This window comes from Actinokineospora lacus (assembly GCF_053813445.1).
The window spans coordinates 303,460-318,684 of record NZ_JBQERA010000007.1 but is presented as its reverse complement, the minus strand read 5'-3'; the positions used below and the strand labels follow the sequence as shown (position 1 = coordinate 318,684).

Here is a 15,225-nt window from a genome sequence, read left to right as displayed (position 1 = left end):
CGCGGGGCGAACCTCGACCTCGTCGCCGACCCCGGGAGCCCCGCGCACACCGTGCTCGACCTCGTACACCTGCCGCACCGCGAACGACTCAAGCCGTCACGCCCGCGAGTGGCCTGCTCAGAGGCGGGGCAGCAGGCGGGCGGCGGCGCTGGTCGACCACTCGACCAGCATGAGGGTGGCGTCGTCCTGCAGGGTGCCGCTCTGGTGCTCCAGCACGGCGTGGGTGATGCGGCGCAGGGTTTCCGGGGCGGGCAGTTGGGCGGACTCGTGGCGTTCGGTCAGGTCGACCAGGCGGTCCAGGCCGAAGAGCTCGCGGGAGGGGCTGCGGGCCTCGGTGATGCCGTCGGTGTACAGCAGCAGGCGGTCGCCCGGTTCCAGGTGCTCCGTGCCCAGGCCGCCCGCGGGCCCGTCGACGCCGAAGGGGACGCGGGGGCGGGCGTCGAAGGTCTTCACCACGCGGTTGTCGCGCAGCACGACCGGCGGCGGGTGCCCGGCCAGCAGGTAGTGGAGCCTGCCGTTGCGCAGGTCGAGCTCGATCAGCACGGCGGTGCAGAAACCGCTGGTCGGGTGCTCCTCGGCGAGGGCGCGGTCGGCCGCCGCGGCGATCTCGGGCAGGTCGGCGCCCGCCCGGCGGGCGTTGCGGGTCGCGGCCAGGACGGTGCTGGTGAGCAGGCCCGCGCGCAGGTCGTGGCCGGTGGCGTCGAAGAGGGCCAGGTAGGCGTGGGTGTCGCTGACCGCGTAGTCGAACGCGTCGCCCGCGACCCCGTGGAAGGGCTCGACGACGGCGGAGACGACCAGCTCGGCGCAGGCGAAGGTCTGCGGCGGCAGCAACTGCCACAGCAACTCCCCCGCCACCGTCAGCGGGACGGTGCGCCGCACCCGGTGGAAGAGGTCGCCGTAGGGCTTCTTGGCCACGACCACGTGCCCGACCAGCCCGGCCAGCGTCCAGCACCGGGCCCGCAGCGTCGGGTCGTGCGGGTCGGCGTCGGCGGGCAGCTCCAGCCGGAGCACACCCACCCGGTCGGTGCCGTCGACCATCGGCATCCACAGCACGCCCTCGGCGGGCACGATCTCGGTGAACCGGAAGGCGCGCCCGGCCATGGTGCCGTCCACGACCAGGTCCTCCCGGCCCGCCTCCACCGGGCGCAGGCTGTGCTGGCCCATGTCGGCCAGGTAGATGACGGAACTCATCCCCACTCGCTCGCAGGCCGAGTTGACGAGGGCGACAAGACGTTCGGCGGTCGACAGGTGGGCGCCGCAGATGATGTCATCGAGCACCGCGTACCAGGTCGAGTCGGAAGCCATCCGATGAGAGTAAGGGGTCGCGGCCGGATCGTCGTCGCCCTTCGCTTCGCGGACAACCTGTTTCGCTTCCCGGCTTTCGCCCGCTCCCGCCAAGGGCCACCGTCCACTGCACAACAAGTGGGGAGGCAACGGGATGACACAGCTGTCCACGCGGACGGATTCCATCGAGGGCTGGGCGGTGGTGCGCATCCGCGGCGAGGTGGACCTGGCCACCGCGAGTGGCCTGGAGCGGACCATCACCGATGCCTTCGCCGCGCGCCCCCTGGGGGTCGTGGCGGACATGGCGCTGGTCACCTTCTGCGGGTCGGCGGGCGTGGGCGTGCTGGTCGGGGCGCAGCACCGCGCGCTGCTCACCGAGACGCCGCTGGTCGTGGTGGCGCCGTCAGCGGGGCCGGTGGCGCGGAGCCTGGCGCTGACCGGCCTGGACGGCGTTGTTTCCACAGCCGAGACGCTGGACCAGGCCATGGGAGGACCCCAGCGGGCGACCTAGGGCACGGTTATGGTGGGGGTCGCTGACAGGAGAGATCAACAGTGGCCCCAGCAGCAGGCAGCGTGTTCACCACCACGAACCCTGACGAGGCGCACGCGTTCATGCGCGAGGCGTACGTCGAGAACACCATGCGCATCCGCGGCGGCCGGGACCGCTTCCGCATGGCGCACTCCTTCCGGGAAGCGGGCCCGCTGACGCTGTCGACCCTCACCCACTCGATGGCGGTGGAGCACCGGGCCCTGCCCCTGGGCAGGCTGATCCTCGCCCGCGTGCTGGAGGGCCGGATCGAGCGCGACACCGGGGGCGAGTCCGTGCGCGCGGGCCGCGACGACGTGTTCCTGGTCGCCCCGCCCGACCGGCCGTACATCGTGCGCTGGGACGACGTCGTGCTCCAGCTGGTCTCCATCGAGGACAGCGCCATCGCCGACCTCGGGGGAACGACCCGGTTCACCAGCCACCAGCCCGTCTCCACCGCGGCCGCGCGGCTCTGCGTGAGCGCCATCGACTTCCTCACCGACGAGGTGCTGCCCAACCCGGCCGCGGGCCCGCTCGTGCTGGACAACGCCGCCCGCACGCTCTGCGCCGCCGTGCTGGCCGCGTTCCCCTCCGCCGGGGACGGGCAGGGGCACGACGCCTCCCCCGCCGCCCTGCGCCGCGCGGTCGACCACATCGCCGCCCACGCCCACCGCCCGGTCGGCCTGACCGAGATCGCCAGGGCGGCGCACGTGACGCCCAGGACGCTGCAACTGCTGTTCCGCCGCCACCTCGACACCACGCCCACCGAGCACCTGCGCGCGGTCCGGCTGGCCCGTGCCCACCGCGACCTGGCCGCCGCCGGTCCCCACGAGACCGTCACCTCCGTCGCCACCCGCTGGGGCTTCCACCACCAAGGGCGCTTCGCCGCGCTGTACCACCGCACCTACGGGCGCACACCCCGCCAGACGCTGCGCGGTCAGCCGAGCCTGCCGTAGCGGGCCAGGACCGCCGAGCGCAGGCCGTGGTTGGTGCGCGGGACCGGCTCGATGAACACCTCCGCCACGTCCGGCTGCGCTTCGGCCAGCTCGGCGGCGAGCCGCACGCACGCGCGCTCCAGGTCGGCGGAGGTCAGCGCGTCGGCGAAGTCCACGCGGGCGCAGACCAGGACGCGGTCGGCGCCGATGAGCATGGTCTGCAGGTCCACCACCGCGTCGACCTCCGGCGCGGCGGCCAGGACGCCGTGCACCGCGCGCACCAGCTCGGGCGCGGCCTGGCGCCCGATCAGCAGGTCCGCGTTGGCGCGGCCGAGCAGGAACGCCACGAGCCCGAGCAGCACGCCGATGGCCACCGAGGCGACGCCGTCCCACACCGACGAGCCGGTCAGCTGGTGCGCGGCCACGCCCGCGAACGCCAGCAGGAGACCGATCAAGGCGGCGGAGTCCTCGTACAGCACGGTTTTCGCGGTCGGGTCGTCGCTCTGTCGCAAGTGGACCGCAATGGGCGTGGCGCCCGCCTCCCGGCGCACCTGGCGCACCGCTTGGAACCAGGACACCGACTCCAGGGCGAACGCCACCGCCAGCACGATGTAGGCGACATGTGGCGAGGTCTGCCCCTCCGGCGGGCCGAAGATCGTGGAGAACCCCTCGTACAGCGCGAAAACCGCGCCGGAGACGAAGATGGACACCGCGGCGAGCAGGGACCAGAAGTAGCGCGCCTTGCCGTAGCCGAAGGGGTGACGGCGGTCGGCGGGACGGGCGGAGACCTTGAGCGCGGTCAGCAGCAGGATCTCGGTGACGGTGTCGGCGACGGAGTGCCCGGCCTCGGCCAGCATCGCCGCGGACCCGGTGACCAGGCCCGCGACCAGTTTCAGCACCGCGATCGCCAGGTTCACCGACCCGGCGAGCACCACGGTCAGCGTGCTCCCGCCTTCGCTCACGCCGTGAGCGTAGGAGCGGCCCGCGGTTCACGCCCGGCGGCGGGCGCCGTCCTCGGGGTCGGTAATCCGTTCGAGTGAAACGAATCGAAGCTCCACCGGGTGTATGGCCGCCGACCCGGTGGAGCTGCGGGTGCTCACCTCGCCCGACGACCTGGAGCTGTACCGGTTGATGGCGGAGCGGTATGAGCAGCACACCGCTGAGGACAACCACGGCTGCCGCACGACCAACGTCTCGGTCTACGCCACCGATCCCGCGCGCGCCATCGACGGAGTGGCCTCGGCGTGGTCCGCCGAGTACCTGCGGGACCACGGCCAGCGCACGGACCTGCTGGTCGTGAACTCCGCCGACGAGGTGGCGTCCCTGCGCGAGCTGGTCCGGCCCATGCTGCTCGGCGGGGCGCTGCCGCCGTACTACGAGGACCAGCCCCAGCGGGCCTTAGCCGGCCGCTGAGACCGTGATCCGCGCGCCCTTGGCCGGGGGCATGGTGACGTTGCGCGGGACCGGCGGCTCGGCGGCGAGGTGCTCGGGGGTGATGTGGAAGCGGGTCAGGGCGGCGCGGAGGATTTCCACGGCCTCCAGCAGGGAGAACGCCGCGCCGAGGCAGCGGCGGATGCCGCCGCCGAAGGGCAGCCAGGTGCTGGGTGAGACCTCGCCGTCGAGGAAGCGCTCGGGGCGGAAGGCCATCGCGTCGGGGTGGTTGCGCTCGTCGAAGTGCACCAGGGAGATCGAGGGCATGATGGTGCGGCCCGCCGGGATGCGGTACCCGCCGATGACCACGTCCTCGGTGGTCTTGCGGGCCACCTCGTAGACCACCGGGTGCAGGCGCATGGACTCCTTCACCACGGCCTCCAGGTAGCCGTCCTCGCCCGCGTGCGCCGCGGCGGTGGCCTTGGCCAGGCACCGCGGGGAGCGGGCCAGGTCGTGGAAGGCCCAGGCCAGGGCGGTGGCGGTGCTCTCGTGCCCGGCCAGCAGGAGGGTGACGAGCTGGTCGCGGATCTCGGTGTGGGTCAGCACGTCGGCCGCGCCCTGGTTGGCGACCAGCAGGCGGGACAGGACGTCCCGGCGCTCGGCGAGGTCGCGCGCGCGGGCCCGCTCGGTGATCTCGGCGCGCAGCAGGACGTCGACGCGCTGCTGCATCCTGGCGTGGCCGCGCCACGGCTCAAAGCGCTGCAGCCGGGGGTTCTGCCAGCCGATCAGGTGCAGCGCGCCGATGTCGATCACCTTGGCGAGCAGCTCGCGCAGCTCGGTGTAGCGCGGGCCGTCGGCCAGGCCGAACACCACCCGCAGGATGATCTCCAAGGTGACCGCCTGCATCCTCGGGTGCGCGGCGAAGGGCGCGCCGGGGCGCCAGGCGGCGGCCTCGGCGTCGGCGGCGACGGCCATCAGGTCGCGGTAGCCGCGCAGGGCGGCGCCGGTGAAGGCGGGCATGAGCAGCTTGCGGACGCGCTGGTGGGGTTCCTCGTCGGTCAGCATCACCGACTGCGCGCCGAGCATCGGCGTCATGATGAGCTTGCCCTCGCCCGCGTGGTAGGTCGTGGGCGAGCCCGCGAAGACGGCGCGGATGTGCTCGGGGTCGGCCAGCAGCACGACGTCGCCCTCGGGGAAGGTCCTGAGCGCGATGACATCGCCGTGGCGGCGCTGCAGCTCGGGCAGCCACTGGTGGCGGCGGACGCGGTAGAGCATGGTCTGCACCGCCATCGGCAGCCGGGGTCCCGGCGGCAGCGGCAGCTCAGGCAGCGCTGCCTGGCGCTCGGTGCTGGAGCCTGCGGTCATGGGCGTTCTCCGTATCCATAGTAGACAGTCGGGCGTAGGCCCGCAGCCTGCTCGGGTCGCCTGCGTCGCGCTGCACGCGCAGCCGCAGGCTCGGCCCGTCGGCGACGACGGGCACGTGGCGCAGCAGCAGGCGGTCGCCGGGGCCGACGGTCCGGGTGAGGACGGCCTCGGCGATGATGTGGTTGACGTGCACGAGGTAGTCCCCTGTGGACACCCCGGCGGTCGCCACCTCCAGCAGCAGCGTCCGGCCGACCCCGCGCCCCGGCACTCGCAGCGCGATCTCCCCCGGCGGCTCGGGGGCGGCGTCGGGGGCGTAGAGCTTGAGCAGGCGGCGCAGGCCGAGGAACGCCGCGGCCGGGCCGGGTCCGAGCCAGCCGACCGAGCCGTCGTCGGCGTGCGCGGCGAAGGGGAACCGGCCGAGGTTGGCCGGGTTGCCGACGAGGAACACGGTGCGGGTGTACGCCCGGAACCACTCGTCCCCGGCCGCCTCGTCCAGCCCGGCGGCGAAGGCCAGCGCCGAGCGGGCGAACGCGGCGGCGTCGAAGCGGCGCAGGACGGCGACGGCGGTGGTGTCCGGCGCCTGCCCGGCAGTGGCGGCCAGGGCGTCGAGGTCGACCTCGCCGGAGGGCACGGCGATCGCCCGGCCGGGTCCGGCGGCGGCCTCGGCCACCCGGTGGGCCAGCGCGTGGCGGAGGGCGTCCTGGCTGGGCATCAGCAGTACACCGCCTCGGCCACGTCGCGGACCGGGGGTCTGCGGTGCTTGGCCAGGAGCCCCGAGGTCAGCCGGTAGGGGTCGACGTGGCGGTTGTCGCCCCGGTGGCCCCCGACGAAGGCGGCCAGGTCCACCGGGTCCAGCCGCGGTGGCGCGCCCGCCAGCAGCTTCCCCGCGCGCTTGAGCGTGGCGCGCAGCAGGTCGACGCGGAAGGACTGGGTGCGGTCCTTGCCCAGGACGGCCAGGAAGTACATCCGCAGGCCCAGCCGCAGGACAGCGGGGTCGTCGGCGGGGCACTCGGCGAGGATGGCGGGCAGCGTGGCCGACTCCCAGCCGCCGTGGCGGCTCGACTTCACGACGCCGTCGATGGGGACGCGGTCCAGGGCGACGCGGACGGTGCTGGCGCCCAGGGCGTCCAGGGTGCGCTGGAGCAGGACGTAGTCCTCGGTCAGCTCGCGGTCGTGGATCAGGACGATCTCGTCGTAGCGCTCGGCCTGGGGGACCAGCTCGCGCAGGGCCAGCAGCAGGTAGTTCGGCTGGGCCGCTGGGGTGGCGATCTGGCGCAGGGGCAGGCCGAAGCGGGTGCAGTCGAGGTAGACCGCGCCACCGCCGTCGCGGCTGTCCAGGCAGAGCCCCCGCCCGCGCAGCCGGTCGAGGACGTCCTCCTGCTCCAGCGGCGGCGGGCGGAACTCGGCCAGGCCGGGGTCGTGCATGCCGAGGCTGGCGTAGTGCTCCCGCCACAGGGCGACCAGGCGGGCGCTGGCGGGGTGCACCCAGCCGGAGCTCTCGACGGCGCGCAGGTACGGGCGCAGGGCGGCGAACTCGGCGCGGGTGTCCTCGGCCTGGTAGCGCACGTAGAGCGCGCCGATGTCGGACTCGGCGACGTCGGCGTAGTCCAGGTCGGGGTGCTCGCGGTCCAGGTACTCCCAGAACCCGAGGGTCTGCGAGGTGGCGTTGTACGTCGTGAGGCTGTACTGGTAGTCGACGTCAGCGCACAGGCCGGTCGCGCGGTACATCACGTCGACCCACAGCAGACCCTTGACGTGGCTGGGGGTCAGCGGCTTCGTGGGCGTGACGGTGACCGGGGCGAGCAGGACCTTGGCTCTCACGCCGCCTCCCCCACCAGCTCGACCAGCGCCGAGCGGCTCGGCCCCGCGGGCGGCGGCACGCCCTGGGCCAGCGCGGCGCCGACGCGGGCGCGGGTGTCGGGGTCGGCGTAGAACTCCTCGGGGTGGCCCAGCGACATGCGCACGGCCGCGAGCCGCCGCCACAGCACCGGGTCGCGCGTCGAGGCCAGCGTCGCGTGGCCGAAGGACAGGTGCTCCACCGGCGGGGCGTCCTCGCCGAGGACGGCCTGGCGCCACCGGCGGTTGCGGTCCAGGTCGTCGATGACCGCGCGGTCGTACCAGGGGAACAGCAGGTCCTCGACGAGCGCGGCCGCGGCGCCGGGCTCGTCGAGCACCTCGGGCAGCCGGAACGCGTGCGCGATGCCCAGCGCCACACCGCGCCCGTACAGGGGGTTGGTGACGCACGCGGCGTCCCCCACCGGGAACAGCCCCGCCACCGGGGCCTGGGCCGAACCGGCCACGCCCCGCGCGGTGTTGTCGGGGAAGGTGATCGCGTGCACCCGGGAGATCGGCTCGGCCACCGCCGGGTCGATCCAGGACGCCAGCGGCGTCGCGCCGACCACCGCGTCGAACACCGGTCCACGGTGGACGGAGTGCAGCACCCGGTCCTCGGGCAGCACCCCGACGCCGACGGAGAACGTGCCGTTGTCACCGGGGTGGACGAAGGCCAGGTACGTGCCGAACGCCCCGCCCGCGGCCGTGCCCAGGTTCAGCGCACCCGGCAGCGAGCCGTCCAGACTGCGGTAGAACCTTGTGTAGCAAGAGATCCCCGACGGGCTCGTCCGGTCCGGCGCGACCGGCAGCCCGGCGTCGGCCAGCCACCGCCGCGACTCGCACCGCCGCCCGGAGGCGTCGACCACCACGTCCGCGTCGACCCGTCCGCCGCCGGATAATCGCACCCCGGCGACGCGCGAACCGTCGATCACCAGCCCGCTGACCTTGGTCCCCCGCCGGACCTCGACCCCGGACGCGGTGGCGAAGACCTGGTCGAAGGTGCGGCGGCGACAGGCGAGGAACGGCAGCGCGCCGTCGGCGAGGTCCAGTTCCGGGCTCCCCGCCGAGAGCAGCGCCGCGTAGACCTCCGGGGCGTGCTCGCGCAGGCGGAACACCGCCAGGCTGGTGAACGAGTGCGAGTGCAGGGCCTGCGGAGAGCTCGGCCGCACCCAGCCTGCGTTGGCCGCGGCGACGCTCTCGGGCACCGGCCCCGGGTCGCGGTCGAGCACCTCGACCCGGTAGCCGAGCGGGCGCAGGGCGAGCGCGGCGGCCAGCCCGGTGGGGCCCCCGCCGACGACGACTGCGGTGCGCATCGCTAGACCTTCTTTCCGTGGACGTAGAAGACCCGCGGCACGCCCGGCACGTCGCGCGGGGTGACGCTGTCCGACCAGCGGCCGAAGTCCGCGCCGGGCTCGCCGGGCTGCACGGCCGCGACGGAGAAGCCGTGCGCGGCGAAGGCCAGCTCCGGCTCGTCGCAGCCGAACAGCCACGGCGAGCCCCAGTCGGCGTAGAGCGCCATCAGCTCGCGCGTGGAGGGGGCGTCCAGGGCGAGAGTGTTGACCAGGTCGGCGGCCAGGCGGCTCTCCGGCGCGCAGAACGCGGACAGCTCGGCGAGCAGCCGGTGCGCCGCGGTGGGCGGAAGGTAGTAGAACAGCCCCTCCACCAGCCAGACCGCGGGCCGCGTCCGGTCGAACCCCGCGGCGGTCAGCGCCGCGCGCCAGTCGTCGGCGACCAGGTCGGCGGGCACCTCCCTGCGGGCCACCGCGGGCGTGTGCCCGGCGAGCCTGCCGCTCTTGTGCGCCAGCACCGGTTCCCGGTCGATCTCGTAGACGGTGACCGGGTGCGGCCAGGCCAGCCGGTAGGCGCGGGTGTCCATCCCGGCGGCGGCGATCACCACCTGCTCGTGGCCGGTCTCGGTGAGCGCGGCGCGCAGCCAGTCGTCGAGGAAGCGGGTGCGGATGGCGTTGTAGTCCACGGTGTCGGGAATCCGGCGCCCGTCGTCGCAGACCCGGTCGCGGCTGGTGACCTGCTGGATGCGGTCGACCAGGGCTTGGCCCTCGGCGCCGCACAGCAGCCGCGCGTAGGGGTCCTCGTAGAGGCGGTTGGCCGCGCTGCTCTCCCGGCTGCGCAAGGCGGCGGTCAGCAGCGACGTCCGGGCCACGGCGTCGAAGGCGGTCATGGCCGGGCCCCTTCCAGCAGTGCGGACCAGGTGGCGGCGTCGCGCTGGAAGACGCGGTCCTTCACCTGGGGTGGGCGGATTCCCGAGGCCACCCTGGCGTGCCACTCGCGCAGGAACGCGGTGCCGTCGAGGAGGTGCAGCGCGGGGTCGGCCAGCCTGCCCGTCCGGCGCGCGGTGGCGTAGCCCGCCGAGTGGTGGCGCAGGCGGGCGTCGATGGCGGCCAGCAGCGCGGCGCGTTCGCGGGCGTCGACGGGCGCGTCGGTGGCGATGGCGAACTCGTACCGCGAGGACACCGCGCGGCAGGTGGCGTTGCGCGCCGAGAGCCCGCCCGCGGCGAGGGCGTCGCCCAGGGCGCGCACGACGTGCGACTCGCGCAGCGCCTCCCCGGCGAGGTCGGAGACGGTGTTGCGGCCCGCGTAGAGCACCCTGGGCACGCCGTGCTTGCGGTCGACCACCCGCACCACGTCGCCCAGGGCGTAGCGGTACAGGCCGCCGACGTGGCTGAGCACCACGTGGTACTCCCGGCCCACCTCCAGCTCGGCGTACGAGCAGGTCTCGGTGTCGGCGGCCAGCGGGACGTCGGCGTCGGCGAACTCGTGGAAGGCGGCGGTCACCGCGGGCGAGCAGGCCGCGCCGTGGCGGTCGAGGGCGACCCCGACGAACCCCTCCGACGCCGCGACCGGCGCGGGCAGGGCGACCACGCCCGGCCCGAAGGACTCGGCCAGCCGGGGCAGGTACAGCGAGGCGAGGCCGGTGGTCCAGCAGAAGATCACCTGGAAGCGCGGCCAGACGTGCGCGGGCGCCAGCGTGCCGAAGTAGGTGGCCAGCCGCTCCAGCTCGGCGGCCCGCTCCCGGTTCGGCTCCCCGTGCCGGATTCCGCCGACGGTGCCGTCGTGCAGCTCGCGCACCAGCCGCGGCCACCACATGTCGAGCTGGTAGGGCAGCGCGGCGACCACGGCCGGGTTGATGCCGATGACGCACCGCACGTCGTGCTCGGCGGCCAGCCGCAGCCGCAGGTACGCCTTCTCCAGGTAGTCGGTGTCCGCCACGGGGACCGGCAGCGTCGCCCACGGTGCGCGCGAGCCGGGCTCCGCGGCCAGCGGCTCGCCGAACGCCGCGCCGAAGTCGACCTGGCTGGCGCCCAGGTGCGGGCGCCCGGACGCGGTTGTCGCGGTGGCGCTGACCGGGTCGTGCTTGAGGTTGAGCGTGCTGTCCGCCCGGGTGACGACGTCGGGGAAGTGCTCGACGAACGGCGCCCACGCGGCGTAGAAGGGCGGGAAGAAGCCGGTGCGCATGAACTCCCGCGTCACCGGGACCTTTTTGCTGTCGCCGGTGCTGCCGCTGCTCATGAAGTACACGACCGGGTCGTCGGCGGAGAGCACCGCGCGCTCGCCCGCCGCCGCGCGGTCGATCCACGGCGCGAGGGCGTCGTAGTCGCGGATCGGGACGGCGGCGCGGTACTCCTCGGCGGTGCGGATGGTCTTGAACCCGTGCTCGACGCCGAAGGCGGTCTCGGCGTTGGCGGCCAGCAGCTCGGCGAGCACCGCCGCTTGCGCGGTGGCGGGCTCGGCGAGCGCCCGCTCCAGCGCGTCGCGCTCGGCGAGCACCCGGTCCCGGTAGTCAGGCCGCGGTGGAGTGGACATCGTCGCTCCCGGTGAGTGCGCGGATGGCGCCTGCCGCGGCGCCGTGCTCGACGACCAGGGCGGGCAGCCCGTCGATCTCGTCGAACAGGCGCGCGCGCAGCTCCAGCTGGAACCGGCGGAACCCCTCCCACGTGGGGGTCGCGCCGTGGTGCTCGAAAGCGTTGAGCCTCGCGCCGTGCCCGCTGCGCCGCCACGCCTCGGCCGGGTCGACGTCGAGGTAGACGACCTGGGCGGGCCGCGGGAACGTCCGCCACCAGGCGAGCATGGACGGGCTGAGCAGCCCGGTGACCAGGCACTTGGCGAGGATCTTGTAGTAGTAGGAGTCGACGAGGACCGGCTGGCCCCGCGCGCCGCGGCCGAGCTGGTCGCGCAGGTGGACCACGGCCGTCTGCAGGACGGTGACGACGAAGTCGGCGGAGTAGGGCTTGCCCGCCCCGCTCAGCGCCCGCCCGAGGAAGCCGTCGCGCAGGTCGGCCACGAGCGCGCAGTCGGCGGGCAGGAAGTCGTCGTCGTAGGAGACGCAGTGCCAGCCACGCCTGGCCATCTCACTGAGCACAGTGGACTTGCCCGCGTAGTCGGGCCCGAGCAGGACGGTGAAGCGGGGTTCCATCGACTGCCCTCCGTACGGGTGATCATTTCCACCATGTCGCACCGGGGCGGGCAGGACCACAGAGCAGTTCCACTGCCGCACGGGAATTGATCACGGACCCGGACGGACCCGGGGCTGACTGGTCCCTCTGGGCGGCGGCCGATCCGGTGGCCGCTACGCCACAGGGCGCAGGCGGGCAGTAGGGCGCATGTAACCGGGTATTCACAGAACGGGCCAATCGGGCTACTCTGTGAACTGCTTCTGGGAGCGCTCCCAACCCTCCCGATACGACGAGGTAATCGAAAGGGACAACGGTGAGGATGCGACGGAAGCTTGCGTTCCTGAGCGCGGCCGCCGCGGTGGCCACGGCGGTGGGCCTGATCGTGGCCGTCAGCCCGGCGTCGGCGCACGGTGCCATGATGAAGCCCGGCAGCCGTACGTACCTGTGCTGGCAGGACGGGCGCAGCCCGCAGGGCAACATCGTGCCGATCAACCCGGCCTGCAAGGCCGCGGTCGACGCGGGCGGCACCAACGCGCTGTACAACTGGTTCGGCTCGCTGCGCTCCGACGGCGCGGGCCGCACGCGGGGGTTCATCCCCGACGGCAAGCTGTGCAGCGCCAACAACCCGACTTTCTCGGGCTTCGACATCGCCAGGTCCGACTACCCGGTCACGCACCTGAGCGCGGGCGCGGACTTCCACTGGTGGTACAGCAACTGGGCGGCCCACCCCGGCACCTTCCACATGTACGTCACCAAGGACAGCTGGAGCCCCAACCGGCCGCTGTCGTGGGCGGACATCGAGGAGCAGCCGTTCCTGTCGGTGACCAACCCGGCCCAGCAGGGCTCGGTCGGCACCAATGACGGCCACTACTACTGGAACGGGCGCATGCCCGCGGCCAAGTCCGGCCGCCACATCATCTACTCGGTGTGGTCGCGCTCGGACAGCACCGAGACCTTCTACAACTGCTCCGACGTCACCTTCGACGGCGGCAACGGCGAGGTGACCGGCGTCGGCCGCGCGGGCGACCCGACCAGCACCACCCCGACCACGCCCACCACGCCGACCACCCCCACCACGCCCCCGCCGCCCGGCGGCTGCGCGGCGGAGTACAAGGTCGTCAACTCGTGGGGCGGCGGGTACCAGGCCGAGGTCACGGTCCGGAACTCGGGAACCTCCGCGCTGAGCGGCTGGTCCGTGCGCTGGACGCTGGGCAGCGGGCAGACGATCGCCAACCTGTGGAACGGCGCGCTCACGAGCAGCGGGTCCGCCGTGACGGTCAAGAACGCGGGCCACAACGGCAGCGTCGGGGCCAGCGGCTCGACGACGTTCGGCTTCCAGGCCAACGGCACCGCCGGAGGTGCCCCGGCACTCACCTGCACCAGCCCCTGACCCATCGGGGCTGACATGTCCGGCCCGGCAGGCGACGCGGCCTGCCGGGCCGGACCCATGCCGTCGACTAGCCTGGGCCGGTGCAGACCGGGCCGTTGACGATGATCGACTTGTTCGCCGGCTGCGGGGGCATGACCTCGGGTTTCCACGCGGCGCGGGGGTACGCCCCGGTGCTCGCGGTCGAGGTCGACCTGCACGCCGCGGCCACCTACGCCGCGAACTTCGGCGAGGACCACACCCGCCACGCCGACATCGCCGCGGTGGCCGACGCCGAGATCCCCGAGGCCGACCTGGTCATCGGCGGGCCGCCGTGCCAGGGGTTCTCCAACCTCGGGTCGCGCGAGGTCGACGATCCGCGCAACTCGCTGTGGAAGGAGTACCTGCGGTTCGTCCGGCACGCGGCGCCGAAGGTGTTCGTGATCGAGAACGTCGACCGGTTCTTCTCCTCCAGCGAGTTCGCGCTGCTGCGGGCCGAGGCCGCCCCCGGCGGGCTGCTGCGGGACTACGAGCTGACCGCCGGGTTCCTGCTGGCCGCCGACTTCGGCGTCCCCCAGCGGCGCAAGCGCACCATCGTAATCGGCTCCAGGATCGGCCCCATCCCCCTGCCCGCGCCCACGCACGCCCGGCCGGGCACGCCGGGCGGCCTGCCGGGGTGGCACACGACGAGGGATGTGCTGACCGGGCTCGCGGAGGTGCCCGCCACCACCGACCTGCCCGCCTCCCGCGCCGAGTTCTTCGGCCTCGACGTCCCCGGCGTGTTCACGGGCCCCGCGCTGCACATCGGTCGCAACCCCACCGCGCTGTCCCTGGAGCGGTACCGGCACGTCCCGCCGGGCGGGGGCCGCTTCGACCTGCCCGAGCACCTGCTCTCGCGCTGCTGGCGGGAGAAGAAGACCGGGACCACCGACGTCATGGGCCGGATGCGCTGGGACATGCCGTCGCTGACGATCCGCACCGAGTTCTTCAAGCCGGAGAAGGGCCAGTACCTGCACCCCCAGTGGGAGCCCGGACCCACCGGCCACCGGGTCGACCGGCCGATCACCCACTTGGAGGCCGCCCGGCTGCAGACGTTCCCGGCGCGCTTCCGGTGGTGCGGCACGAAGCTGCAGATCGCCAGGCAGATCGGCAACGCGGTGCCGCCGGTGCTGGCCGAGGCCATCGCCCGGCACCTGAAGCCGTACCTGCTGGGCGGCGGCGCGGCGCAGGCCGTGTGCGGATTGTGCGGATAGTCCGTTCAGGTGGTCTGGGTACGCTTCCGCCCGCGGGTGCCGATATACCGAGTATCGGCTTCATTGAGTCGGGAGGCGGCCATGAGCCCCATACACGACACCCTCGTCCACTCGTACCTCTACCTGCGGCGCGCCATCGGCATCATCGGGATGGCGCTCCCGGTCGTGCTGACGGTCGGGAACCTGCTGCTCAACGGGCAGCTGCTGCACTCCATCAGCGGGTACTACTACAGCGACCTGCGTGATGTGTACGTCGGCGCCATGTGCGCCATCGGGGTGTTCCTCCTGTCCTACCGGGGCCACGGCCCGATCGACAACCTGGTCAGCAACATCACCGCGGTCGCCGCGATCGGGGTGGCGCTGCTCCCGACCACCCCCGCGCGGGACGCCACCGCCGCCGACAAGGTCCTCGGCGTGCTGCACGTGGTCTCCGCCGCGGTGTTCTTCCTCTCGCTCGCCTACTTCTGCCTCGTGCTGTTCCGGCGCACCAACGGCGAGGACCCGACTCCCGAGCGCAAGATGAAGCGCAACGGCGTGTACCTCGTCTGCGGGCTGGTGATCCTGGCGTCCCTGGTCCTCATCGTCGTCACCGGCATGTTCTTCCAGGACGTGACGCACGACCTCCGCCTGACGCTGTGGCTGGAGTTCGCCGCCTCCTTCGCCTTCGGCCTCGCCTGGCTGACCAAGGGCGAGCTGATCCTGCCCGACTCCGGCGGCAGGAAGGAGAGCACCGCCGCCACCGCATGAGTCCGCTGTGGACAGATGGCGGCGTGAGGAGCTCATCCCCCGACCGTGACCGCGTCCGCCCGGCGGATGAGGACGGCACTGGCTGATTCACCCGATCGTGGCCGACGATGCGGGGGGAGAGGCCGCCGACGGA

The 15,225-nt window shown here is 73.4% G+C and carries 15 protein-coding genes; 6 read left to right on the top strand and 9 right to left on the bottom strand.

The annotated features are described in order from the left end of the window. Window positions 1-117: 117 nt before the first annotated feature. Window positions 118-1,305, bottom strand: coding sequence for a PP2C family protein-serine/threonine phosphatase (locus tag ACTG9Q_RS19865; protein ID WP_455574313.1), 1,188 nt, complete (start codon window positions 1,303-1,305; stop codon window positions 118-120). 133 nt (window positions 1,306-1,438) lie between these two features. Here ACTG9Q_RS19865 and ACTG9Q_RS19860 point away from each other — a divergent pair, with 133 nt between their 5' ends. Together ACTG9Q_RS19860 and ACTG9Q_RS19855 are read left to right on the top strand one after the other, a co-directional pair. Next, on the top strand, window positions 1,439-1,795 hold the full coding sequence (locus ACTG9Q_RS19860) for an STAS domain-containing protein (RefSeq protein ID WP_455574312.1): 357 nt from the start codon (window positions 1,439-1,441) through the stop codon (window positions 1,793-1,795). Between the two features lie 41 nt (window positions 1,796-1,836). Then, a complete protein-coding gene (locus tag ACTG9Q_RS19855) occupies window positions 1,837-2,766 on the top strand; it encodes an AraC family transcriptional regulator (protein WP_455574311.1) in 930 nt (309 codons plus the stop codon). Here the strand turns inward: ACTG9Q_RS19855 and ACTG9Q_RS19850 are convergent. After that, window positions 2,748-3,707 (bottom strand): cation diffusion facilitator family transporter, encoded by a 960-nt coding sequence (locus ACTG9Q_RS19850; protein ID WP_455574310.1) that lies wholly within the window; start codon window positions 3,705-3,707, stop codon window positions 2,748-2,750. The genes ACTG9Q_RS19855 and ACTG9Q_RS19850 overlap by 19 nt on opposite strands. 103 nt (window positions 3,708-3,810) lie before the next feature. Between ACTG9Q_RS19850 and ACTG9Q_RS19845 the strand changes: the two genes are divergently transcribed. Then, window positions 3,811-4,158 (top strand): hypothetical protein, encoded by a 348-nt coding sequence (locus tag ACTG9Q_RS19845; protein ID WP_455574309.1) that lies wholly within the window; start codon window positions 3,811-3,813, stop codon window positions 4,156-4,158. On the opposite strand, the gene ACTG9Q_RS19840 is transcribed toward ACTG9Q_RS19845, so the two are convergent. From ACTG9Q_RS19840 to ACTG9Q_RS19810, 7 genes are read right to left on the bottom strand one after another with little or no spacing between them, the layout of a single operon-like run. Then, the gene (locus ACTG9Q_RS19840) at window positions 4,144-5,481 is read right to left on the bottom strand and encodes a cytochrome P450 (protein WP_455574308.1); all 1,338 of its coding nucleotides are present in this window, start codon (window positions 5,479-5,481) and stop codon (window positions 4,144-4,146) included. The two genes, ACTG9Q_RS19845 and ACTG9Q_RS19840, sit on opposite strands and share 15 nt — an antisense overlap. Next, complete coding sequence (locus ACTG9Q_RS19835) at window positions 5,438-6,193, bottom strand: DUF6182 family protein (protein WP_455574307.1); 756 nt, start codon at window positions 6,191-6,193, stop codon at window positions 5,438-5,440. The genes ACTG9Q_RS19840 and ACTG9Q_RS19835 overlap by 44 nt, the downstream gene beginning before the upstream one ends. After that, window positions 6,193-7,302: a hypothetical protein gene (locus tag ACTG9Q_RS19830; RefSeq protein WP_455574306.1), complete on the bottom strand. Its 1,110-nt coding sequence runs from the start codon at window positions 7,300-7,302 to the stop codon at window positions 6,193-6,195. The genes ACTG9Q_RS19835 and ACTG9Q_RS19830 overlap by 1 nt, the downstream gene beginning before the upstream one ends. Next, complete coding sequence (locus ACTG9Q_RS19825; protein ID WP_455574305.1) at window positions 7,299-8,627, bottom strand: NAD(P)/FAD-dependent oxidoreductase; 1,329 nt, start codon at window positions 8,625-8,627, stop codon at window positions 7,299-7,301. Before ACTG9Q_RS19825 ends, ACTG9Q_RS19830 begins: the two co-directional genes overlap by 4 nt. Before the next feature lie 2 nt (window positions 8,628-8,629). After that, a complete protein-coding gene (locus tag ACTG9Q_RS19820; protein WP_455574304.1) occupies window positions 8,630-9,493 on the bottom strand; it encodes a class I SAM-dependent methyltransferase in 864 nt (287 codons plus the stop codon). Further along, the gene (locus ACTG9Q_RS19815; protein ID WP_455574303.1) at window positions 9,490-11,136 is read right to left on the bottom strand and encodes a GH3 family domain-containing protein; all 1,647 of its coding nucleotides are present in this window, start codon (window positions 11,134-11,136) and stop codon (window positions 9,490-9,492) included. The genes ACTG9Q_RS19820 and ACTG9Q_RS19815 overlap by 4 nt, the downstream gene beginning before the upstream one ends. Continuing rightward, entirely contained in the window at window positions 11,114-11,746 is a 633-nt protein-coding gene (locus tag ACTG9Q_RS19810) for a hypothetical protein (protein ID WP_455574302.1), read from the bottom strand. The genes ACTG9Q_RS19815 and ACTG9Q_RS19810 overlap by 23 nt, the downstream gene beginning before the upstream one ends. A 299-nt stretch (window positions 11,747-12,045) precedes the next feature. On the opposite strand from ACTG9Q_RS19810, the gene ACTG9Q_RS19805 reads away from it, so the two are divergent. The 3 genes from ACTG9Q_RS19805 (at window position 12,046) to ACTG9Q_RS19795 (ending at window position 15,092) form a co-directional block, all read left to right on the top strand. After that, window positions 12,046-13,116, top strand: coding sequence for a lytic polysaccharide monooxygenase (locus ACTG9Q_RS19805; RefSeq protein ID WP_455574301.1), 1,071 nt, complete (start codon window positions 12,046-12,048; stop codon window positions 13,114-13,116). 80 nt (window positions 13,117-13,196) lie between these two features. Continuing rightward, window positions 13,197-14,345, top strand: a complete 1,149-nt coding sequence (locus ACTG9Q_RS19800) for a DNA cytosine methyltransferase (protein ID WP_455574300.1) — start codon at window positions 13,197-13,199, stop codon at window positions 14,343-14,345. A gap of 81 nt (window positions 14,346-14,426) precedes the next feature. Beyond that, window positions 14,427-15,092, top strand: a complete 666-nt coding sequence (locus ACTG9Q_RS19795) for a DUF998 domain-containing protein (RefSeq protein ID WP_455574299.1) — start codon at window positions 14,427-14,429, stop codon at window positions 15,090-15,092. Window positions 15,093-15,225: the final 133 nt, after the last annotated feature.